The 19,522-nt window shown below is 67.5% G+C and carries 24 protein-coding genes and 1 pseudogene; 10 read left to right on the top strand and 15 right to left on the bottom strand.

Features of this window, described 5'->3' with window-relative positions; all coding sequences use genetic code 11:
• Positions 1-44: 44 nt before the first annotated feature.
• From pat to ACRDUX_RS41275, 5 genes are all read right to left on the bottom strand, one after another.
• On the bottom strand, positions 45-1,046 hold the full coding sequence (gene pat, locus ACRDUX_RS41295; RefSeq protein ID WP_526423417.1) for an acetyltransferase Pat: 1,002 nt from the start codon (positions 1,044-1,046) through the stop codon (positions 45-47).
• A 41-nt stretch (positions 1,047-1,087) separates the two neighbouring features.
• Positions 1,088-1,528 (bottom strand): hypothetical protein, encoded by a 441-nt coding sequence (locus tag ACRDUX_RS41290; RefSeq protein WP_526423415.1) that lies wholly within the window; start codon positions 1,526-1,528, stop codon positions 1,088-1,090.
• 45 nt (positions 1,529-1,573) lie between these two features.
• Positions 1,574-2,074, bottom strand: coding sequence for a DUF6328 family protein (locus ACRDUX_RS41285; protein WP_526423413.1), 501 nt, complete (start codon positions 2,072-2,074; stop codon positions 1,574-1,576).
• Between the two features lie 22 nt (positions 2,075-2,096).
• The gene (locus tag ACRDUX_RS41280) at positions 2,097-2,354 is read right to left on the bottom strand and encodes a Rho termination factor N-terminal domain-containing protein (RefSeq protein WP_526423411.1); all 258 of its coding nucleotides are present in this window, start codon (positions 2,352-2,354) and stop codon (positions 2,097-2,099) included.
• Between the two features lie 101 nt (positions 2,355-2,455).
• Positions 2,456-3,508 carry an aldo/keto reductase gene (locus ACRDUX_RS41275; RefSeq protein WP_526423409.1) on the bottom strand — a complete coding sequence of 351 codons (1,053 nt, stop codon included), beginning with the start codon at positions 3,506-3,508 and terminating at the stop codon, positions 2,456-2,458.
• A gap of 69 nt (positions 3,509-3,577) precedes the next feature.
• Between ACRDUX_RS41275 and ACRDUX_RS41270 the strand changes: the two genes are divergently transcribed.
• Positions 3,578-4,129 carry a TetR/AcrR family transcriptional regulator gene (locus ACRDUX_RS41270; protein ID WP_526423407.1) on the top strand — a complete coding sequence of 184 codons (552 nt, stop codon included), beginning with the start codon at positions 3,578-3,580 and terminating at the stop codon, positions 4,127-4,129.
• Positions 4,130-4,142: 13 nt separating this feature from the next.
• Here ACRDUX_RS41270 and ACRDUX_RS41265 read toward each other — a convergent pair whose 3' ends face one another.
• The 5 genes from ACRDUX_RS41265 to ACRDUX_RS41245 are packed head-to-tail and all read right to left on the bottom strand — an operon-like array spanning position 4,143 to position 7,496.
• The gene (locus tag ACRDUX_RS41265) at positions 4,143-4,763 is read right to left on the bottom strand and encodes an SAM-dependent methyltransferase (RefSeq protein WP_526423405.1); all 621 of its coding nucleotides are present in this window, start codon (positions 4,761-4,763) and stop codon (positions 4,143-4,145) included.
• Positions 4,763-5,530: a PIG-L deacetylase family protein gene (locus ACRDUX_RS41260; protein ID WP_526423403.1), complete on the bottom strand. Its 768-nt coding sequence runs from the start codon at positions 5,528-5,530 to the stop codon at positions 4,763-4,765. Before ACRDUX_RS41260 ends, ACRDUX_RS41265 begins: the two co-directional genes overlap by 1 nt.
• Entirely contained in the window at positions 5,527-6,468 is a 942-nt protein-coding gene (locus tag ACRDUX_RS41255) for an acyl-CoA dehydrogenase family protein (protein WP_526423401.1), read from the bottom strand. Before ACRDUX_RS41255 ends, ACRDUX_RS41260 begins: the two co-directional genes overlap by 4 nt.
• On the bottom strand, positions 6,465-7,178 hold the full coding sequence (locus ACRDUX_RS41250; RefSeq protein WP_526423399.1) for a glycosyltransferase family 2 protein: 714 nt from the start codon (positions 7,176-7,178) through the stop codon (positions 6,465-6,467). The genes ACRDUX_RS41255 and ACRDUX_RS41250 overlap by 4 nt, the downstream gene beginning before the upstream one ends.
• 42 nt (positions 7,179-7,220) lie before the next feature.
• Positions 7,221-7,496, bottom strand: a complete 276-nt coding sequence (locus tag ACRDUX_RS41245) for a hypothetical protein (protein ID WP_526423429.1) — start codon at positions 7,494-7,496, stop codon at positions 7,221-7,223.
• A gap of 148 nt (positions 7,497-7,644) precedes the next feature.
• Here ACRDUX_RS41245 and ACRDUX_RS41240 point away from each other — a divergent pair, with 148 nt between their 5' ends.
• The 4 genes from ACRDUX_RS41240 (at position 7,645) to ACRDUX_RS41225 (ending at position 10,579) form a co-directional block, all read left to right on the top strand.
• Positions 7,645-7,800: a hypothetical protein gene (locus ACRDUX_RS41240; protein ID WP_526423397.1), complete on the top strand. Its 156-nt coding sequence runs from the start codon at positions 7,645-7,647 to the stop codon at positions 7,798-7,800.
• An 88-nt stretch (positions 7,801-7,888) separates the two neighbouring features.
• Positions 7,889-8,569, top strand: coding sequence for an HAD family hydrolase (locus ACRDUX_RS41235; protein ID WP_526423395.1), 681 nt, complete (start codon positions 7,889-7,891; stop codon positions 8,567-8,569).
• Positions 8,570-8,624: 55 nt separating this feature from the next.
• Positions 8,625-9,425: an alpha/beta fold hydrolase gene (locus ACRDUX_RS41230; protein ID WP_526423427.1), complete on the top strand. Its 801-nt coding sequence runs from the start codon at positions 8,625-8,627 to the stop codon at positions 9,423-9,425.
• Positions 9,422-10,579: a PP2C family protein-serine/threonine phosphatase gene (locus ACRDUX_RS41225; protein WP_526423393.1), complete on the top strand. Its 1,158-nt coding sequence runs from the start codon at positions 9,422-9,424 to the stop codon at positions 10,577-10,579. The genes ACRDUX_RS41230 and ACRDUX_RS41225 overlap by 4 nt, the downstream gene beginning before the upstream one ends.
• 1 nt (position 10,580) lies before the next feature.
• On the opposite strand, the gene ACRDUX_RS41220 is transcribed toward ACRDUX_RS41225, so the two are convergent.
• The 5 genes from ACRDUX_RS41220 to ACRDUX_RS41200 form a co-directional block, all read right to left on the bottom strand.
• A complete protein-coding gene (locus ACRDUX_RS41220) occupies positions 10,581-12,803 on the bottom strand; it encodes a SpoIIE family protein phosphatase (RefSeq protein WP_526423425.1) in 2,223 nt (740 codons plus the stop codon).
• Positions 12,800-13,366, bottom strand: coding sequence for a SpoIIE family protein phosphatase (locus ACRDUX_RS41215; protein WP_526423423.1), 567 nt, complete (start codon positions 13,364-13,366; stop codon positions 12,800-12,802). Before ACRDUX_RS41215 ends, ACRDUX_RS41220 begins: the two co-directional genes overlap by 4 nt.
• A 65-nt stretch (positions 13,367-13,431) precedes the next feature.
• Positions 13,432-13,851 (bottom strand): anti-sigma regulatory factor, encoded by a 420-nt coding sequence (locus ACRDUX_RS41210; protein ID WP_526423391.1) that lies wholly within the window; start codon positions 13,849-13,851, stop codon positions 13,432-13,434.
• On the bottom strand, positions 13,838-14,230 hold the full coding sequence (locus ACRDUX_RS41205) for an STAS domain-containing protein (RefSeq protein WP_526423389.1): 393 nt from the start codon (positions 14,228-14,230) through the stop codon (positions 13,838-13,840). Before ACRDUX_RS41205 ends, ACRDUX_RS41210 begins: the two co-directional genes overlap by 14 nt.
• A gap of 22 nt (positions 14,231-14,252) precedes the next feature.
• The gene (locus ACRDUX_RS41200) at positions 14,253-15,161 is read right to left on the bottom strand and encodes an STAS domain-containing protein (RefSeq protein WP_526423421.1); all 909 of its coding nucleotides are present in this window, start codon (positions 15,159-15,161) and stop codon (positions 14,253-14,255) included.
• Between the two features lie 130 nt (positions 15,162-15,291).
• On the opposite strand from ACRDUX_RS41200, the gene ACRDUX_RS41195 reads away from it, so the two are divergent.
• The 5 genes and pseudogenes from ACRDUX_RS41195 to ACRDUX_RS41175 form a co-directional block, all read left to right on the top strand.
• Entirely contained in the window at positions 15,292-15,645 is a 354-nt protein-coding gene (locus tag ACRDUX_RS41195) for an STAS domain-containing protein (RefSeq protein WP_526423387.1), read from the top strand.
• Between the two features lie 139 nt (positions 15,646-15,784).
• Positions 15,785-16,993 (top strand): PP2C family protein-serine/threonine phosphatase, encoded by a 1,209-nt coding sequence (locus ACRDUX_RS41190; protein ID WP_526423385.1) that lies wholly within the window; start codon positions 15,785-15,787, stop codon positions 16,991-16,993.
• A gap of 101 nt (positions 16,994-17,094) precedes the next feature.
• On the top strand, positions 17,095-18,630 hold the full coding sequence (locus tag ACRDUX_RS41185) for a sensor histidine kinase (protein WP_526423419.1): 1,536 nt from the start codon (positions 17,095-17,097) through the stop codon (positions 18,628-18,630).
• Positions 18,627-19,070, top strand: coding sequence for a response regulator (locus ACRDUX_RS41180; RefSeq protein WP_526423384.1), 444 nt, complete (start codon positions 18,627-18,629; stop codon positions 19,068-19,070). The genes ACRDUX_RS41185 and ACRDUX_RS41180 overlap by 4 nt, the downstream gene beginning before the upstream one ends.
• Before the next feature lie 106 nt (positions 19,071-19,176).
• Positions 19,177-19,522 (top strand): annotated as a pseudogene (locus tag ACRDUX_RS41175) (hypothetical protein); the annotation flags it as partial.

Genomic DNA, 19,522 nt, shown 5'->3' with positions numbered 1-19,522 from the left:
GTTCAATGGCGGCCTCCGGCCGCGGGCGGTCACCGCTTCCTGCATCACCCGACCGCCCGGACCACTTGGCGTGCAACGGAACGGATTTCGCGATAGAGCTCCGGCGACAGCGAGAGATCCCGCACCAGCGGGACGTCGAACGCGGTCGTGACCACGCCCTGCTCGTCACGCTGCCACGTTGCGCCGTAGTGATCGAGAATGGTTCGCATCGGGACATTGTCCGCCAACACGCGAGCCGTGAACCGACGGATGCCCTCACTGCGCGCCGCGACCGCGAGCGCTTCCATCAGGAAGGTGCCGATCCCGCGACCCTGGTAGTCGTCGCCGACGATGAAGGCGACTTCGGCGACGGCGGGACTCTGCTCCCTGACGAACCGGGCGTCGGCGACGACCGGCGCGTCGATGGCCCTGCCGTCGGTGAGCACCCAGACGAAGTGATCGACGTAGTCGACCTCGAACAGGTAGGCCATGAGCGACGCCGTCGGCGACCGCGTCGTCTGGAACCGTCGGTAGAACGTCTCGCTGGAGAATTCGACGGCCCCGTGCGCGGTGCGCTCCTTGTCACCGGGAAGCACTGGCCGCAGGTGAAGTTCGGTCCCGTCGCGCATGGTCACCGCGATGGGGGTCACGAAGGCCGCGAGGCGTTGGCGTGCGGTGCGGACGAGCTTGTCCATCATGAACGGCACGTCGAGCATGGCCGCGATGGCCTCCCGGCCGCCGACCCATCCGGTCAGCCGGTCGGTCACCGTGACCGTCGCGGTCCGCGGAACGTCGCGCAGCAGCGCGATCTCGCCGACGATGAGACCCGGTGTCACCGCGACCTCGATGACCTCGCCGTCGGTGCCCGTGTGGGTGACTCGCGCTCGTCCCGCTCCGATGAGCAGGAAGGTATCCGCATGCTCGCCCTGGCGCATCAGCACCTGACCGGGCGGCGCAGTCAGTGGCCGCAGACGTGCGGCCAGCGGCCCAAGGGATTCGATCGGGCACCCGGCGAAGAACTCAAGGGCAGCCAGCTCGTCGGCGCTGACGGTGAGTGATCCCGCCACGTCGACGACGTTACGTCATCGGAAGGCGGGCATCACCGAATTCAGACCCCGTCCATCGGGGGGCCGTTGAGGTTGCTCACCTGCTTTTGGGCGACGGCGGTGGCCACCGCGGTCCCGTCGCGGACGACGCCGACGATCGCGACTTCGTCGTTGACAGCGAAAGCCGTTGCGGCGCCGCCGATCAGACTGCCCTTCGTGGTGATGGCATTCGTCTGCGAGTCGATGACGTAGGTGCGGGCGAATCCGTCGGCACTCTCGGCGGTCATCGAGGTGGGCGACACCGCGACGAGCCTGCCCTCCTGGCTGATGGGCTGTTGAACGGCGGTGACGGCCGCGGGTTTTCGCGCCGCCGCATCGCCGGAGACGACGTGCACGACCATGGCGGCGGAGATGGCGGCCGTGGCCACGGCAAACAGCATCACGACCATCACGGCGTCGACCCGTGACGTCTTGCCATCCCGCTTCAAGTGCCTGTACGCCATGATCGGCTCTCACTTCCGCTCGACTGGCGCCAGGATACCCCTCGCTCAGCTACGAGAAACGCGCATCCATACCGGGATGAGCACCCAGAATGCCGTGAAGGCCGCCAGTGCGACGGCGCCGGCCGCGATGCCGGCCACGTGCCCCGATACGGCGTCGAAGACGATCACCGTCATTCCGACCAGCGCCAATCCGAGCAACAGCAGGCCGGCATAGGCCAGCCGGTGCGCAGCCGATACCAACGCCATCAGCCGACGTTGACGGAAGAGAATGCGGTGGATGCCGACGGGCGCGATCAGCAGCACGGTCGCGGCCACCGAACAGCCCACGGTGATCAGGTACAGCACGCGCATGTCGGCGTCCAGGATGTCGAAACGCTGCTGGAAGGGCAGGGTCAGCAGGAAGCCGGTCAACAGTTGGACGCCGGTCTGTACGACCCGCAACTCCTGGAGAAGGTTCGACCAGTTGCGGTCCAGCCGTTCGGTCTCGGTCTCCGACCGGGCGTCGCGATCCCAGCGCTGGTCGTCCTCCGGATGGTCGACGTCCATGTCCCTGGCCCGTGTCCCAGGCTCAGTGGTTGCGCAGTTCCGAGATCAACTTGTCCTTGGTGAGTCTGGAGTAGCCGGACAGACCGAGTTCCTTGGCGCGCTTCTTCAATTCGGCCACCGTCCAGTCGTCGTAGGTGCCCGCCTCGCCGCCCTTCTTGCCGACCGCCGACTTTCCGCGGGCGGCCGCGGCATTCGAGATGCGGGCCGACTTCTCCTTTGAATTGCCTTGCTTTCGCAGGTCCTCGTACATGTCCTCGTTCTTGATCGACGAGTTGGGCATGTCCACCACCTTCACACGTTGGGGCTGTAGAGATGCCCCGTCGAGCGGACGGGCAAACGGTCGGTCGCACCGGCCGTCCTGCGACACCGCGCCATCGGTAGTCAGATCACGGGAATCGGTGACGCTTGGCGCAGAAGGGTTCGGTCGCCGTCGAAGCCACTATTCAGGGCGGCAATGACGTCATCGTGCGGCGGTCCCAGCCGCCGGATGACGCTGACCTCTTCCAGTCGTCGGTACTGGTCGTCGTCGAGTTCCAGCTCAACCGAGCGCAGATATTCCGTCAGGTGGGCCTGCGAGCGTGGCCCGATGATCGGGATCAGGGCCGTCGAAGCGATCAGGGCCCGGCGACGCAACCAGGCCAAGGACACCTGAACCGCAGTGCTGTCGAGTTCGGCGGCGATCGCCAGCACAGTGTCGACCACCGCGATCTGTTGTGCGTTGTCTTCCGCAGCGCCGCCACGGGCGCTCAGCCGACCCGTTTCACCCCGCCGATACTTGCCGGTCAGCAGGCCGCCGGCCAACGGGGAATACAGCAGGACGCCAAGGCCGTAAGCCTGCGCCATCGGCAGCAGTTCCCGGTCGGCAGAGCGTTCGGCGAGGCTGTATTCGGTTTCGATGCCGGTCACCGGGGCCAGCTCGCGCAGCTCTGCCCGGGTCGCGGCACCGGCGATCCGCCAGGCGGGAAAGTTGGACAGTCCGCCGTGCAGGACCTTGCCGGATCGGACCAGGTCGTCGAGTGCGGTCAGGACTTCGTCGATCGGGGTGACCCCGTCGGGGAAGTGCGGCATGAAGACGTCGACGAAGTCGGTCTGGAGACGGACCAGACTCGCCTCGAGGGAGCGGACCATGGTCTTGCGGCTGTTACCGGTCGTGCCGGGGCGGGGCTGGTTCTGCCTCGTCCCGCTGTACTTGGTGATGACCACGAAGTCGTCGCGGTCGCGCCCGATCAGCTCACCGAGGATGGTTTCGGCCTCACCGCCTTGATAGACGTTGGAGGTGTCGAAGGTGGTACCGCCGGCCGCCACGTAGGCATCGAACATCGCACGCGACGCGGCCGCCCCTGCGCTGGCCCCGGAAGTGCCGAAACTTGCTGTGCCCAGCGCGTATTCCGAGACGCGTAATCCGGTTCGTCGTCCGAAGGTTTGGTAATGCATGACGGCTCCTGGTCAGTGGTCGCGCGGTAGGCTGCCGACGGTACCAAATAAAACGAAGGATCATTCTTTATGCCGAAGGTAGGCCAGGCACACCTGGACGCACGCCGACTGCAGATCGTCGAGGCCGCCCGCGCCCGATTCGCCAGTCACGGCTTCGCCCGCACGTCCATGGCGGACATCGTCGTCGAATCCGGACTCTCCACGGGCGCGATCTATCGGTACTTCGCCAGTAAGGACGAGCTCGTGATCGCCGTCTGCGAGCAAGGCAGCGCAGCGCTCCCGGAGGCACTCACACATGACTCCGTCAGTGCGTTCCTCGAACACGTCCGCACCCTGGCTCGCGAGAAGGGGCACGCTCGGTTGGTAGCCCAGATCTACGCCGAAGCCGCACTGTCCCCGGCCCTGGCGACGATCGTCAATCGCCAGATGTCTGCGTTGCGCGCGGCGGTGGCCGAGTTGATGAAGAGAGACCTTCCCACGTGCGACATCGAGCGAAACACCGAAGCGTTCGTCGCCGTCAGCATCGGCTACAACCAGCAGCTGGCCGTGCGAGGCGACGTGGATCCCTCGCCCTTCGTCAGAGCCTTGATGGCCCTGCTCGAACAACGCACCACCGCTTGATGCGCTCGATCAGCTATCGGGCAGTCGCACCGGGCACGTCACCGCGAAGGGCGACGGACTCCGTTGGCCCCTTGACCATGACGTCGATGACGACGTCGTCGTCGACGTAGTGGGCCAGTCCGGTCAGCTCGGCCGTCGCGGCGATCAGTGCGTTGGCCTCATCCCCCGAGAGCGGATAGTCGTCCACCGCGTACCGCCAGTGCGCCGCCACCACCGTCGTACCCGTCGCGAGGCGGGCGCACTCGCGGTCGAGTACCCGGCGCAGGGTGTCGGCATGCAGGTAGTACGCCACCTCGGAGAGCACGACGAGGTCGAAGTCCTCGGCCGGCCACTCCGCGTCCAGGGACACCCGCCGCAGCACGAGACCCTCGCGCTCGCCGACCCTGTCCCGAGTGGCGTCGAGTGCCGCCTGCGCCACGTCGCACGACGTGACCCGGTCGCAACGGGTGATCAGCTTCTCGGTGAGCACGCCGATCGAACAACCCGGCTCGAACGCGTGCCGGTAGGCCCTGCTCGGCAGCATCGCCATCGTGATGGCGTACTTGCGCTCCTCGTACCACCGCTCCGCGAGCCGCCACGGGTCTCGTGCCGTCGCATAGAGGTCTTCGAAGTACTCGTCGGGCAGGCGGGACATCAGCGAAACACCGCTTCACCGACCGCGAACAGTCGCTGAATCACGAAGGGCGGCAAGGTGACGTCGTTGCCCAGCCCGTAGGGGCTCAGTTGGGTTTCGAAGGCGGTCGTCGCCCGTCGCTTGCGCGCCATGGCTCCCCTGCCGACGGGTGACGTCGACATTCTGTGCCACGGCACGTCGGCGTCGTCCGGGCGGGCCCAGTGCCACATCCACACCGGGTACTCCAGCAGCGTCGAATCGGTCTGTTCGACCGCGGCGGCCGCCGCCCGGCCGACCGCCTCGTGGTCGGGATGACCATCGCCACGCCACGTCGCCCCACACCAGGTGCCCTCGGGCCCCGAAGCCAGCAGGTCCGCGAGCAGCCGGGCAAGCTCGTCTTCATGGGCGGACAGCTCGCCGTCGGGAAGACCAAGGCAGATCGGCTCGCCCAGCCCGAGGGTCGTGGTGGCCCGCCGAAGCTCCATGCGTCGGTCGCGCTCGAGCCTGGCGCGTTCCATGGGCGAGAGCCCAGGAACGGCGCCGCCCCCGTCACTGACGGAGACGACGCGGACGTCGACGCCGCGCGCCGCCAGGGTGGACGCCGTCGCTCCGAATCCCAGCGTCTCGTCGTCGGGGTGGGGCGCGACGACGATCAGCGCCGGGCACTCGGCGAGGTCCAAGGCAGGGAATTCGCGCCCCCACCCGCGCCAGTCGGCCGCCGAGGTGCCACCACCCTCGATCGGCTGCGCGGCGAACCTGGCGCCGTTCCCCGCCGCCGTCGTGGTCACTTTGCCGCCGCTCTTCCCAGCGCGGCCAGGTCACGCTCGGCGTGGCTCTGCCGCACGTAGATCGTGAGGTCGGCGACGCGCTGGGCGTGCCGCGCGTCCAACACCAGGGGGCCAGGTCCGAGAGCTCGGCCGGTCCTGGTGATCGACTCGTCGACGGCCCTTTCGACGACGGCCCTGACCCGGCGCGCGATGAGCTCTGCCCGGTCGCCAAGCGGCTCGGCATCGACGTAACACGCCGCGGAGACCAGCATGGCCTCGGCGGCAGCGAGGGCGGCGTCGACGGCGCCGAGGTGGGCTTGTGCGTGAGGGTCCGCCGCGGGTCCGTCCCGCCTGTCGGCGATGGCCCGATAGAGGGGCGCGGCCACGCCGCGCGCACCGCCGAGCCAGCATGCCGCCACCCCGATGGCGCCGTGCCAGAAGCCCGGCCTGGCCAGATACTGGCCAGGCTTGCCGACCGGGATGCCGACCGCATCGCTCAACCGAACCGAACGGGTGTCGCTCTCGCGCATGCCTGCATTGCGCCAGCTCTCGCCTGCAGCGGTGACCCCGGGCTGGCTCAGATCGACCGCGTAGAGCCCGCGTCGGTTGTCCTGGCGCCTGGCGGTGATCAGGGCGTGGGTGCAGATTCCTGCACCCGAACACCACGCCTTGGTGCCCTCGAGCGTCGCCCCGCCGTCGTCCTCGCTGACCGTGACCACCGCTTCCGGCGCCTCTGCGGCCCATACCCCCCACAGCTGTCCCGCCTCGGCAGACGGGCCGTCGAGCTCGGCCAGGATCGCGAGAGCGTCGGCGTGCGCCTCCGCCAGCCTGCCTGCGACGACGTCGTTCTCCGTGAACGCGGCAAGCTTCCACCACCTGGTGCCCGTGCGGCCCGAACCCGGTGCGGGCAGGTCAAGTTCTCCTGCCTCCAGCCACCGCCGGACCAGCGCCGACGTCACGACACACCACTGCCGCGTGACACCGAGCGCAGGTACGCCGCGAATCCATGCGGCGCGCGCCCCTCGCTTCTGGCCGACGTCTCGACCGACAGGCGGGCGTCCCGGCATATCCGACGGCCGCTCAGCTCGAAGCGCCGCACCAGGTCGACGTCCTCCCCGCTGGCCAGGGTGGCGAATCCGCCTTCCTCCCAGTAGACGTCGGCACGGAAGCCCATGTTCGCTCCGTGCACGTGACCGTGTCCCGCGCCGCGCTGGCGAAACTTCGCCCGGTATGCGGCCAGGTAGCGGTTCACCGCGGCGGCGGAGAAGTGCCGCCAGTTGGTCACGTGGACGACGCCGAGCACCATGTCGGCGTCGGCGTTGACTTGCCGTACCAGCCATTCGCCGCCAACGCGGCTGTCGGCGTCGGTGGTGGCGAACCAGATGCGCGATTCGTCGGACGTCTGCGCACTGTAAACGGTTCGCGCATGGGCGAATCCGGCCGCGCGCGTCGCCCCGACGTTCTTCACGTCGACCTCGATGAAGTGGACGTCGGCGCCGAATCCGTATGCCAGGTCGGCGCTTCCGTCACTGCAGGCATCGAGAACGACGACGACGAGCGTGGGGACCTGCAGCGCCGAAGCCGAGGCCAGGACGGCGTGCAGGCACCGCGGTAGATCGCCGCGTTCGTCGTGCGCGGGGATCACCACCACCGCCCGGTCGATCGTCATCACGCGTTCCCTAGCGCCGTCCTTCATCGTTTCGCCGGCGTGCTACAGATGCGGAGCTTCCTTGATCTTGCTGTCTTCCTTGCCTGCGGTCTTGCAGAAGGTCTGAACCGACAGCTTCGTCCCGGTGATCTCCAGCTGGGCCGCGTCGGTTCCCTTCTCGTCCTTCAACATCTTCGACACCGCCGTCTGCTGGTCGGCGTCGTTCGCGGCGATGTAGTCCTTGCACTTCGTGTCGCCCCCCTCGACCTTTGCGCCGCAGCCACTCACGAGGGCGCTCAATGCCACGCCCGCCGCCACTACGCTCGTCATCACCGTCATGCGCTTCAAGGCCGATTCCTCCTACTAGGTTGCTGTGACCGCCGTGGTCGGTATGCATGTGCCCCGAGACGGGCACAGCGAAACGTTTCCGCGTGATTCGGCGGTAGCGATTGGGGTAACTTGCGCCTAGCACCTAGGAGGTACGCCGATGTCAGGACGACACCGCAAGGAAACGACTGATGACCCCGAGAACAAGTCGGGCAGCAAGTCGGAAGTAGCCGACGGGAACGGCCGAGGGGCCCATGTCGAGCAGCGCTCTGACGACGACTTCGGCGCGGGCGAAACCGGTGCCCACCGCGACTGACTCAAGCGTGGTCTAGTCGTCGGATTCCCATGGTGGAATCTCGCAGCCAGCACGGTTTCGCCAGCACAGCAGGGGGAACTCCGTCGTAATGACCGCAGCGGCAGTGTTGTTCGACATCGATGGCACGTTGGTCGACTCCAATTACCTCCACGTCCACGCCTGGCATCGTGCGTTCGACGAACTGGGCATGGACGTCGAGTCGTGGCGCATCCACCGTCGCATCGGCATGGACGGTTCGGAGCTGCTCGACGAACTGGTGCCGAACCTTCCCGACGACGTCTCCGATCGCCTGAAGGCGCTGCACTCCCGCTACTACCGGGAAGGTACCGGCCTGCTCAGACCGCTCTCGGGCGCGCTTCGCCTCCTCGACGTGGTCGCAGCGTCGGGCCTGCAGGTGGTGTTGGCGACCTCCGCCCCGGAGGACGAGCTCAAGGAATTGCGCAGGGTGCTCGACAGAGACGACATCGTCTCGGCGATCACGTCGTCGGAAGACGTCGAGACCGCGAAACCCGAGCCCGACATCGTCGAGGTGGCACTGAAGAAGGCCGGTGTCGAGGCCGATCGGGCCGTGTTCGTCGGCGACACCGTGTGGGACATCCGTGCCGCGGCCCGCGCCGGGGTGTCGTGCATCTGCCTCGAGAGTGGGGGGATCGATCGCCGACTGCTCTTCGCCGAGGGCGCGGTCGCCGTCTTCGAGAACCCACTCGACCTGGTGGATCACCTCGAGGACTCACTGATCGGACGGTGGGCTGCGAGCCAACGGGCCTGATCGACGTTCGCCGATGCGCACCATCGCCGCCGCCGAGTGGTGGGAAGATGCGCCTGTGGACGTACGCATCAGAAACCACGTGACGTTCGCCGGGGTGGAGTCGGGGACGACGATCATGTTGGCGCACGGATTCGGGTGCGACCAGAATCTGTGGCGCCTCGTCGTCCCGCGTTTGCGGCAGGACTTCCGGCTCGTCCTTTTCGACCACGTCGGATCCGGTCGGTCCGATCCCGGCGCCTGGGACGCAGACCGCTACTCGTCGCTTCACGCCTATGCCGAGGACATCGCCGAACTGGTCACCGAACTCGACTTGTCCGACGTGGTCTTCGTCGGACACTCCGTTGCCGCGATGATGGGCGTGCTCGCGGTGGCCGCCGATCCCAGCCGGTTCGCAAAGTTGGTGTTGCTGACCCCGTCACCGTGCTACCTGGACCACGACGGCTACACCGGTGGGTTCTCGGCTGCCGACATCGACGAACTGCTCGAATCGATGGACAGCAACTACCTCGGCTGGTCGCGGGCCATGGCGCCGACGATCATGGGCACGCCCGACCGCCCCGAGCTCGAACAGGAACTCACGGATGCGTTCTGCCGCAACGATCCCGCCAAGGCGCGGGTGTTCGCCCGCACCACCTTCCTGTCGGACAACCGCGACGATCTCAGCCGCGTCGGCGTGCCCGCCTTGATCATCGAATGCGCGCACGACACCCTGGCCCCGCGTACGGTCGGCGAATACACCCATCGGCACGTCCCTGGCAGCCACCTGGTCACGATCGAGGCCACCGGTCACTGCCCCCAGCTGAGCGCTCCCGACGACACCGCGGCGGCCATCGCCGCGTTCGCGGGTCGTCCGTGACCGACGAGCTGGAGAGTCTGCGCGATGCGTTCGACAACGCGCCGTGCGGGTACCTCCTCGCCGACCCCGGCGGTGCGATCACGGCGGTGAACGCCACGATGGCGACGTGGCTCGGTCACCCACGGGAGTCGATGCTCGGCATGCCCTTCGCCGATCTCCTCACCAAGGGCGGTCGCATCCACTACGAGACGCACTTCGGGCCCATGCTGCTCGCGTCGGGCAGACTCGGTGGCATCACGGTCGACCTGGTCGCGTCCGACGGCCGACGAATCCCGGTTCTGGTCACTGCGAGCGTCAAGCTCGATGCCGACGAAAACCCCGTTCTCATCCGCGTCATCGCCAGCGATGCCTCCGATCGACGTTCCTACGAACGAGAGCTCCTGGAGGAGCGCCAACGAGCCGAGGACGAGCGCGGCCGAGCAGTGAGTTTGGCAGAGACACTTCAGTATTCGCTCCTGCCGCCGTCGCTGTCGCCGCCGGCGGGCCTGGACGCCGCCGCGCTCTACCACAGCCCCTCCGCCGGTGACGTGGGCGGCGACTTCTACGACCTGTTCCCGCTGTCCCAGGACAGATACGGCTTCTTCCTCGGCGATGTCTGCGGAAAGGGCGTCGCGGCCGCCACGTTGACGTCACTGACCCGCTACACCCTGCGCGCGGCGGCGGTCAACGACGATCATCCCGTCGGGGTCCTGCACACCCTCGACAGTGTCCTGAAACAGGACACCTATGCTGAACACGACTGGTTCTGCACCGTGCTGTTCGGGGTGATCAGCAGGCACGCAACTGGATTCGACATAGAGGTCGCCAGCGGCGGGCACCCTCCCCCGCTGCTGCTCGCCGGTGACGGCACCGCCGGCTACGTGCCGACGGAGGGCGGACAGGCCGTCGGACTGTTCGCCGAGCCGACGTTCTCGTCGGCCAAGATCTCGTTGTCGGCGGGCGACACCCTGGTGCTCTACACCGACGGCTTCACCGAGGCACGCACTGGCACCGGGCGGGAACGCTTCGACGACGACGGCGCACTCCTGCGGTTCGCCGCGACGCAATCACCGTGCAGTGCAATGCAAGTCGTGGCGGCAATGAAGGCACTCATCGAAGAACTGGGGGCCGGCGTGGAGGACGACGCGGCCGTCCTCGCGCTCGGCGTGCCCTGAGTCAGACGAGCTCGAAGTTCATCGTCACCGTGGTGCCGGTCGACGTGCCGTCGAGGGTGACGTCAGCGCTCACCGCGCGCATCAGCGGCACGCCGCGACCGCGTGCCCGCGGATTGGCATCCGGTAGCTTCCACGAGCCGAAATCGGTGATCTGAATCCGGATCCCGCGTCCCTTCGCTTCGACGTCGACGAGCATCCGGCCCGGCGCCGTGGCGCGATAACCGTGCTCGATGCTGTTGGTGCACGCTTCGTTCACGACCAGCACGATGTCCCCGGCGAGGCGGTCGGGGATGCCGGTTGCCCGCAACCAGCCGCCGAGTTGGCCCCTGATGTCGCTCAACTGGTCGGGTGTGGCCAGCACCCCGATCCGTAGCGGAGCAGGCGGCCTGCGGTAGACGACGATCGCGACGTCGTCGTCGAAGCCCTCCGACGGCGCCAATTCACTCAGTACGGTGTCGGCAACGGCTTCGGCCGGGAACTCGATCATATCGGCGAGCACCCGGCCTGCGCGTTGAATTCCGTTGTCGATCAGGCTGTCTCGACGCTCCACCAGCCCGTCGGTGTACAGCATCAGGGTCGACCCCGGCGGAAGGGACTTCGAAGCCTCGGGGCGTGCGCCCGTCTTCTGCACGGCCAGCGGCACGGACGTGGCTCCGGTCAGCGCTTCCGGCAGCACGCCCGGCGCCGCGAGCAGCGCCGGGATGTGGCCGGCGCTGCTGTACCTCATCTGACCGGTATCGGTGTCGATGGTGCAGACGAAGACGGTGGTGCAGTAGGCGCCAGGGATGAGCGCCGCGGCCGAATCGAGTTCGTCGAGCAGTCGAGCGGGGGCGGTGCCGTTGATCAGCAGGACACGGGCCGAACTGCGTAGCTGTCCCATGACGGCCGCAGCCGAAAGTCCGCTTCCCACACAGTCACCGACGACGACACCGATCTGGTGGTCGCCGATGTCGAGCACGTCGTACCAGTCGCCACCGATCTCCAGCGGCGAGACGGCGGGCTCGTAGCGGACCGCGAACCCCACCGGCGGCTTCGTGGTGGGCATCATGGTGCGCTGCAGAGTCAGCGACGCCTCTCTGGCGATCTCGAACTGGCGGACGTGCTGTACGGCGAGGCTGAGGTGCCCGATCAGGGCAGCCACCAGAATGCGGTCCTCGCCGCTCGTCACCCTGGGTTCGGGGTATTCGAACCACAGCACCACCTCAGCGCCGGACAGCACCGTCATCATCCCCCCCGACAGCCCCGCCGTTCGGCCGGACCCGTCCGGGGTCCCGACAGCCTCCACGGCCTCGACGGCCAACGGTGGCCAGTCTCGCGCGCCGGAGAAAGCGCTTCGCAGACGCGGATCGAGGTCGCGCCAGCCGGCCACCCCTGGTGTGCCTGCCACCCGGACCGCCGGGTCCGAGCTCGCCTGCGTCCACATCACGGCGACCACCCGCTGCACCTCGATGGAAGCGGCCACCACGGCCAGCAGGATGTCGAGCACCTCCGCGACGCTGGTGGCGACACCCAGCGCCGTGGCGAGTCGGACGACGGCTCTGCGGCGCACCTCGGCGGAACGCTCGGTCGTGACGTCCCGAATGGTGCCGACGTAGGCGCCGCTGTCATCGCCCTCCTCGGTGACCGAGTTGATGCTCACCGCGGCCCACGAGATGCGGCCGTCGCGGTGCCTGATCGGCGTCTCGGACTCGAGACTGCCCTCGCGCACCAACCGGGCGAGTTGATGCGCGGCCTCCGTCTCGTCGACCAGAAACGGGTAGGGCCAGCGGTACGGCAGGTCTTCGAGACCGCAGCCGGTGATGGTGGCGAAGGCCTCGTTGACCTCGACGATGGTGCCTTCGTGGTCGACGACGAAGAACCCTTCCTGCAGGGAGTTGACCAGCGCGCTGCGGAACGCGTCACGGTCTTCGAGGTCGTCGGCCCTGGCCCGTTGCTGCTGGTAGCGCTTGGTGCCGTCGAGAAAGCCGCGGGTGGCGATGTCGAAGGTCGCCAGCGCCTGAAGCAGGAACTGCAGGGCCGTCGCGTGCACCCCAGCCCCAGAGTCGACCGCCGTCTCCTCGACGACTCGGAAGTGGCCTTCGACGATCTCCATCATGCTGAGCCGCTCCCGCAATGCCCTGCGGCCCAGGTCGTGACCGACCGCGAGGCTCGCCTCGCCGCCGTCGCTCAGGTAGTGACGCAGCGCTGCGGCGTAGCACTCAGAAAAGTCGCCATCCGGCATCAGGTCGTGCCCCTGTGGCGGGCAACCAGGACCAGCGCGTCATCGGTCACGCGCGTGTGTTCCCCCAGAATGCGATTTGCAATCGCATTCGCTGGATCTGCGAAGTCGAGTGCGTCGAGGTGGTCCTCGGTGATGCCGTCGGTGGCCACGACGAGCAGGTGCCCCGGGCGCATCTCGACGGCTTCGGGAGCGGGGATGCGGGGGACTCCAAAGCCGACGATGCCGTTGGCGAGCCGGACGAAGGAGCTGGTCTCGAGACCGCTCGACGCCCTCGAGACGAGGGCCGCGGTGACGTTGCCGACGCCGACCCAGTGCAGGACGTTGGCCGCGAAGTCGATCCGCGCCAGCGTCATTGCGGCGCCGCGCGTGGTGGCCAACTCGCGATGGCAGGCGCCGATCAGGTCCTCGAGTGACTCCTCGGCGTGCTGGGAGATCACCTCGGTGGCGCGCGCCGCCGCCAACGCCGCGTCGGGTCCGTGTCCCAGGCCGTCGACGACGCCAAACAATGCCGTGGCGTCGACTTCGACGGCGACGGCTTCGTCACCGGACGTGGCCTGGCCTGGCAGCGGGCGCGCCGCGATCGCCCATTCGATGGGCCCGAACCGTCCCTCGTCGGTGGCATGGCGTCCGTTCACTGCTCCGGTGTCCACTTCCACATCTCGATGGTCGTGCCGCGTCCGGGCTCCGAGTCGACGATCAGGCCGTCCATCAGCCTGCGGGCACCTGGCAGCCCGAGTCCGAGGCCGCGGGCGGTGGAGTAACCCTCCTCCATCGCCCGGTCGACGTCGGCGATTCCGGGTCCCTCGTCGTCCGCGCGTACCACCAGTGCCCGGCGACCTTCCCGGTCCTGCACGTTCACCCGGATCTCGCCGCGCCCTGCATAACTGGTGATGTTCCTGGCGATCTCCGAGATCGCCGTCGCGATCATCGTGACGTCGGTCAGCGAAAAGCCGAGTTCGCGCGCGAGATGGTGCCCCGCCTGCCGTGCCGTGACGATGTCGTCGGAATCCCTGACGTCGACGACGAGGTCCGGCAACTCAGTCGGCACCATCTCGCCTGTTCGTCGGTCTTCGGTGCGGTGCCGGTTTCGGGTTGAGCAGCGCAAGGCCTTCCTCGAGGTCCAGTGCGGTGTGCATCCCGTCGAAGACCAGCCCGAGCTGCACCATCGTGAAGGCCACCTCGGGTTGCAGGCCCACGATGACGGTGTCGGCCCCGCGCAGGCGGGTCATGTGGGCGATCGTGCGAAGCGACCGCGCCGCATACGAATCCATCACGTCGATCGCCGTCACGTCCACGATGATTCCGCGCGCCCGAAACCGGCTGACCTGCTCCATCAGATCCTGACGGAGCCTCACGGTGTCGGAGTCCGTCAGGGCGGCCTGCACCGTCGCGATGAGGATGGTCCCCTGTTTGAGGATCGGTACTGGCATCGGAATCCGTCGCTCGGCCGGCCTAGTCGCCCGCGCGGGTGACCTCGTAGCCGAGGAGCCGCTCGGCCTCCTCGATGCCGCCCTGCAGGTCGCCGACGGCATTCATCTTGGACAGGTCCAGCCCAATGGTCACCAGGGTCAACGCGATGTCTGAGGACAGCCCGGTGATGATGACGTTGGCGCCCATGAGCCCGGACGCCTCGACTGTCTGCACCAGGTGGTTGGCCACCGTCGAGTCGATCGTGGGCACGCCGGTGATGTCGATGACGACGACCTTGGCACGGTTGGCGCGGATCGCGCGGAGCAGCTGTTCGGTCAGCTGCCGTGCGCGGGGGCTGTCCAGGACGCCGATGATCGGAAGGATCAACAGCCGCTCGCGCACCTGGAGAACCGGGGTGGAGAGCTCCCGGATGGCCTCCTGCTGCTGCCGGATGATTCGCTCGCGCTCCTGAACGAAGCTGACGCCCACGGTGTTGGCGATCCGGTTGGCCGCGGGCTCATAGGCGTCGAGCACGCGGTTGAGGAGGTCGAAGTCGGTCTGGTACTTCTCGAAGAGGGACCGGGCCAGGACGTCGCGGAGCAGCAGCACGATGCCGAGCACCTCGTCGGTCTCGACGCCACGCGGAATGATGCGTTCCGACAGGTCGCGCGCGTATGCCTGGAGCGCCTCCACGCTGCCCGTCTCGAGCACCTCGACGTAGTTGTCGTAGACCGCGGTCGCCTCGGAGAAGAGCTCTTCTGGTGTCATCGCCGTCAGCAGCTGCGCCTCGGTGATCCGGCGCGCCCACTCCTCGCGCAAGGCCGTCCGGTTGAAGCGCAGGTGTTTGACCAGCTGGGGCAGCAGTCCCTCGGCCGAGACCGGCTGGTCCGTCATCACATCGTCTGACATGTGCACTCCCGCCGACGCCCACCCCCTCGGCGAGTCGCCGATCTTGACATTAGCCTGAGTGGTGACGCGAGAGCCGCCGACTCGTTGATGTCCAGCCTTCGTCGAGAGCACTACGCTCATCGTGTCGCACCGCGTGCGCGCCGAGCCATGGCGCTTTAGGGAGGGATGGCCGTTGTCAGCAGCCGATGCGATCTCCACCTCGGTCGAGCCTCGAGACGGGATCACCGTGTTGGCGGTGGACGGTGTGGTGGATCTCGCCACCGCGCCACCGCTGGAAGAGCTTCTGACGCAATTGATCGAGGATCGCCCGTCGGGACTGATCATCGATCTGACTGCCGTGTCGTTCCTTGCATCCGTCGGCTTGCGGATCCTTGCCGAGACCCACGAAAGGGTCGGCGGCGCGGGTAAGTTCGCGGTGGTGGCCAGCGGACCGGTGACGGCACGCCCCATCCAACTCACCAAACTCGACGAGTTCCTGGCCCTTTACGCCACGGTCGACGAGGCCATGGCCGCCCTGCGCTCCTAGTTCGCTCCCGTCGCGCACGACAAGCGGCATCCTGCGATAGTTCGACGTCGCCTCATGGCACCCCGGTACTGTCGGATGACTGTCAAGCATGGGCAGCGCGCTGGTTGGTTGATGCGATGTTCAAAGGATGTGCTTGCCCATGGGCGCCCTGCGTGGCCCCGACCCGACGGCCGGCGTCGGCGTCGCTGCACAGACGCGACCGTTGTCCCTGTTGCTCGTCGAGGACGACCGCGGGGACGCACTTCTCGTCGAGGCACTGGTCGCGGACGCCGACATCGACATCGACCTGGCGTGGGCGCGGTCGATGGCGGACGCGGAACGAGAACTGGCCCTGGCGCGGCCGGACTGTGTGCTGCTCGACCTCAATCTGCCCGACGCCAACGGAATCGCCGCGCTCGATCGCGTCGCCAAGTGTGACCCGGACATCCCGATCGTCGTACTGACCGGGCTCAACGACGAGCACTTCGGCGTCTCGGCCCTCGCCTCCGGCGCCCAGGACTACCTGGTCAAGGGCCGCGTCGAAGCCGACATGCTGCGGCGGGCGCTGCTGTACGCGATCGAACGCAAGCGCGCGGAGCTCACCTCGGCCGATCTCCGCGCCAGCGAGCATCGGGCGCAGGAGAATTCGCGTCTCGAGCGCGGACTCCTGCCGTCACCTCTGCTTCTCGAGAATCCGGGCGTGGACATCGTCGCCCAGTATCGGCCGAGTCGCGAGAACGCACTGCTCGGCGGCGACTTCTACGATTTCGTGCAGACCCCCGACCGCACCGTCCACGTCATGGTCGGCGACGTGTCCGGGCACGGCCCTGACGAGGCGGCCCTCGGTGTCGCCCTCCGAATCGGTTGGCGGGCACTCACCTTCGCGGGCCTGCGTGACAATGAGCGGATGCGCCAGCTGGAACGGATCCTTCGCGCCGAGAGTACGGGGCGCGGGATCTTCGCGACGGTGCTCAGCATCGCGCTCTCCCCCGACGACCTCAGCTTCACGGCGGTCCGCGCCGGCCATCCCGGCATGTTGTTGCACGGTCCCGGCACCGTGGAGTGGCTCGAACCGCCCGCAGGCCCGGCGCTCGGCCTCGGCAGCCCGGACTGGCCGCTGACCGAGCTGGAGTTGCCCCGCGGACACGCTCTGTTGCTGCTGACCGACGGACTGTTCGAGGGGCACTCCGGGGCGGGCAACGAGCGGCTCGGCGAGGACGGGCTCCTCGCCTTGGCGCGGTTGCACGCAGGCCTTCCCGGTTCGGCGTTCGTCGAGGCGATCATCGACGGGGCCGAGGACCTTGCGAAGCGGCACGGCGGGCTCAGCGACGACATCGCCGTGGTGCGGGTGGAGCGAACGGACCGTTGACCACCGAGACGCCGGTGTCACCGACCGCGGACGGGACGGCAACTCCGCGAAGCCAGTCGCCGCTGACCGTGCAGGGCTGGCAGACCCTGGTGCTGTCGATCATGGGTGTTCTGGTGCTTGCCGGCGCCATTGCGGGCACAGTTCTGCTGAACCGCTACGACCGCGTGTCCCACCAGCTGATCGACGAAGTGCAGCCCTCGCGCTCGGCGGCCTACCGACTGCAGGCCGCCCTGCGCGACCAGGAAACGGCGGTCCGCGGATACGCCATATCCGCCGACCCACAGTTCCTCGGCCCGTACGACGAAGGCAAGACCGCTGAAGCCACTGCCGCCAACGACATTCGGCAAGCCGCCGGCGGGCGACCCACACTCATCGACGACCTCGACGCCATCGAACGGGCCTCCGCCGCCTGGCGGGCGTCCTTCGCCGACCCGCTGATCGCCGGCACCACCCCCGGCACACCGACCATCGTGAACCCCACGCTCGCCGATCGCGGCAAGGCCGAATTCGACGGCATACGCCGGATGTTCGATGCGCAGAATGCACATCTCACCGAGGCGCGGGACTCGGGCATCGCGAATCTCGACGGCATCCGCACCTGGCGCAACGTGGTCTTGATCGGCGTTTTCGTGGCACTTCTGGCGACGGCAGTCGCTTTGCTGATCGTCATGCGTGCCGCCGTGACGCGGCCGCTGGAGTCGCTCGCCGCGTCCTGTCGGCGGATCACCGAAGGCGGCTTCGGCGAGCGGATCATCCCGCAGGGCCCCAAGGACATCCGCGCCATCGCGATCGACGTCGAGAACATGCGGCAGCGGATCGTGGACGAACTCGAATCGACCCGCGCAACGGGCGCGCAGCTGGACGAGCAGACGGTCGAACTCCGCCGGTCGAACGCCGAGCTGGAGCAGTTCGCCTACGTCGCGTCGCACGATCTGCAGGAACCACTGCGAAAGGTCACCGCGTTCTGCCAACTGCTCGAGAAGCGCTACCGCGACAAACTCGACGAGCGCGGCATCGAGTACATCGACTTCGCGGTCGACGGCGCCAAGCGCATGCAGGTGCTCATCAACGACCTCCTCACCTTCTCGCGCGTCGGTCGGCTCAACTCCGCGGAAACCGAAGTCGACCTCGACACCGCGCTGGACGCCGCACTGGGCAACCTCGCCGTCGCGGTCGAGGAGTCCGGCGCCGAGATCGTCCGCGCCGGTGGGCATCTCCCCCGCGTCCTCGGCGACCCCACGCTCCTGGCGATGCTGTGGCAGAACCTGATCGGCAACGCGATGAAGTTCCGGCGCGAGGATAGGGCACCACAGATCGTGATCGAGTGCGAACCTGGCACCGACGACACGGGGTGGCTGTTCACCCTGTCGGACAACGGCATCGGCATCGCGCCAGAGTTCGTCGACAAGGTGTTCGTGATCTTTCAGCGACTGCACGGCCGCGACGCCTACGGCGGAACGGGCATCGGACTCGCATTGTGCAAGAAGATCGTCGAACACCACGGTGGCGCCATCTGGATCGACACGTCCTACACCGAGGGAACCCGGTTCCGCTTCACCCTGCCAATCCTGAAGCCCGTAGCACCCAGCACCGCAGCGGATGACGAGCCCGCGGCATTTGAGAAAGGAACACCATGACGCCAGCCGGTCGAGCCATCGACGTACTCCTGGTCGAGGACGATCCCGGAGACGAACTCATCACGCGGGAAGCGTTCCAGTACAACAAGATCAAGAACAAGCTCCACGTCGCGCACGACGGCGAGGAAGGTCTTGACTTCCTGTACAAGCGCGGCGCCTACGCAGACGCCCCCACCCCCGACCTGATTCTGCTCGATCTGAACCTGCCGAAGTACGACGGCAGGCAGCTGCTCGAGAAGATCAAGACCGACCCCGACCTCAACCACATTCCGATCGTCGTGCTCACGACCTCCGCGGCGGAGGAGGACATCCTGCGCAGCTACAAGTTGCACGCCAACGCCTACGTCACCAAGCCGGTGGACCTCGACCAGTTCATGAGCGCGGTTCGCCAAATCGACGAGTTCTTCGTGCAGGTGGTCCGGCTGCCACACAGCCGCTGACGTCACACCCGCGATCCGGCTATGGCGCGGGTCACACCGTTCGGCTACCATCGCCAAGTAGCCGAACGGCTAGGGGCGGGCTCGAGTGACTCAGGGACGGGGAGCGATGCAGATACTTGCCGAGGCCGAGGATCTGCCCAAGACCGCGAGCATCAAGACCCAGCTGATCAGCCTCTGGATGGCCCCGGTCTTCGGCGCAGTGCTGCTCCTGGCCTTCGTCGTGTTTCCGGGTCTGATCCCACCGCTCACGCCGAGCAGCAGCGCCGAACAGGTCGCCTCGTTCTATCGCGAGCATGCCGCGGCGGTGCGATTCAGCATGATCACGTTCAATCTGTGCGGCGTCATGCTCCTGCCGTTCTTCATGGTGATCGTGGTCCAGATGAAGCGGATGGCGACGCAGAGCCACGTCTTCGCGTACTGCTACCTCACCGCCGCCGTGAGCGGAACCACGC

Source organism: Mycobacterium sp., assembly GCF_050701675.1.
Taxonomy (GTDB): domain Bacteria; phylum Actinomycetota; class Actinomycetes; order Mycobacteriales; family Mycobacteriaceae; genus Mycobacterium.
This window is presented reverse-complemented; position numbering and strand designations above follow the sequence as displayed.

Coding starts and splice junctions, on each gene's coding strand:
- ACRDUX_RS41235 (WP_526423395.1), top strand. CDS start 7,889: ATGACCGCAGCGGCAGTGTTGTTCGACATCGATGGCACGTTGGTCGAC.
- ACRDUX_RS41280 (WP_526423411.1), bottom strand. CDS start 2,354: ATGCCCAACTCGTCGATCAAGAACGAGGACATGTACGAGGACCTGCGA.
- ACRDUX_RS41210 (WP_526423391.1), bottom strand. CDS start 13,851: ATGGTGCCGACTGAGTTGCCGGACCTCGTCGTCGACGTCAGGGATTCC.
- ACRDUX_RS41290 (WP_526423415.1), bottom strand. CDS start 1,528: ATGGCGTACAGGCACTTGAAGCGGGATGGCAAGACGTCACGGGTCGAC.
- ACRDUX_RS41250 (WP_526423399.1), bottom strand. CDS start 7,178: ATGACGATCGACCGGGCGGTGGTGGTGATCCCCGCGCACGACGAACGC.
- ACRDUX_RS41285 (WP_526423413.1), bottom strand. CDS start 2,074: ATGGACGTCGACCATCCGGAGGACGACCAGCGCTGGGATCGCGACGCC.
- ACRDUX_RS41205 (WP_526423389.1), bottom strand. CDS start 14,230: ATGCCAGTACCGATCCTCAAACAGGGGACCATCCTCATCGCGACGGTG.
- ACRDUX_RS41245 (WP_526423429.1), bottom strand. CDS start 7,496: ATGACGGTGATGACGAGCGTAGTGGCGGCGGGCGTGGCATTGAGCGCC.
- ACRDUX_RS41180 (WP_526423384.1), top strand. CDS start 18,627: ATGACGCCAGCCGGTCGAGCCATCGACGTACTCCTGGTCGAGGACGAT.
- ACRDUX_RS41265 (WP_526423405.1), bottom strand. CDS start 4,763: ATGTCCCGCCTGCCCGACGAGTACTTCGAAGACCTCTATGCGACGGCA.
- ACRDUX_RS41185 (WP_526423419.1), top strand. CDS start 17,095: ATGGGTGTTCTGGTGCTTGCCGGCGCCATTGCGGGCACAGTTCTGCTG.
- ACRDUX_RS41270 (WP_526423407.1), top strand. CDS start 3,578: ATGCCGAAGGTAGGCCAGGCACACCTGGACGCACGCCGACTGCAGATC.
- ACRDUX_RS41190 (WP_526423385.1), top strand. CDS start 15,785: ATGGGCGCCCTGCGTGGCCCCGACCCGACGGCCGGCGTCGGCGTCGCT.
- ACRDUX_RS41240 (WP_526423397.1), top strand. CDS start 7,645: ATGTCAGGACGACACCGCAAGGAAACGACTGATGACCCCGAGAACAAG.
- ACRDUX_RS41275 (WP_526423409.1), bottom strand. CDS start 3,508: ATGCATTACCAAACCTTCGGACGACGAACCGGATTACGCGTCTCGGAA.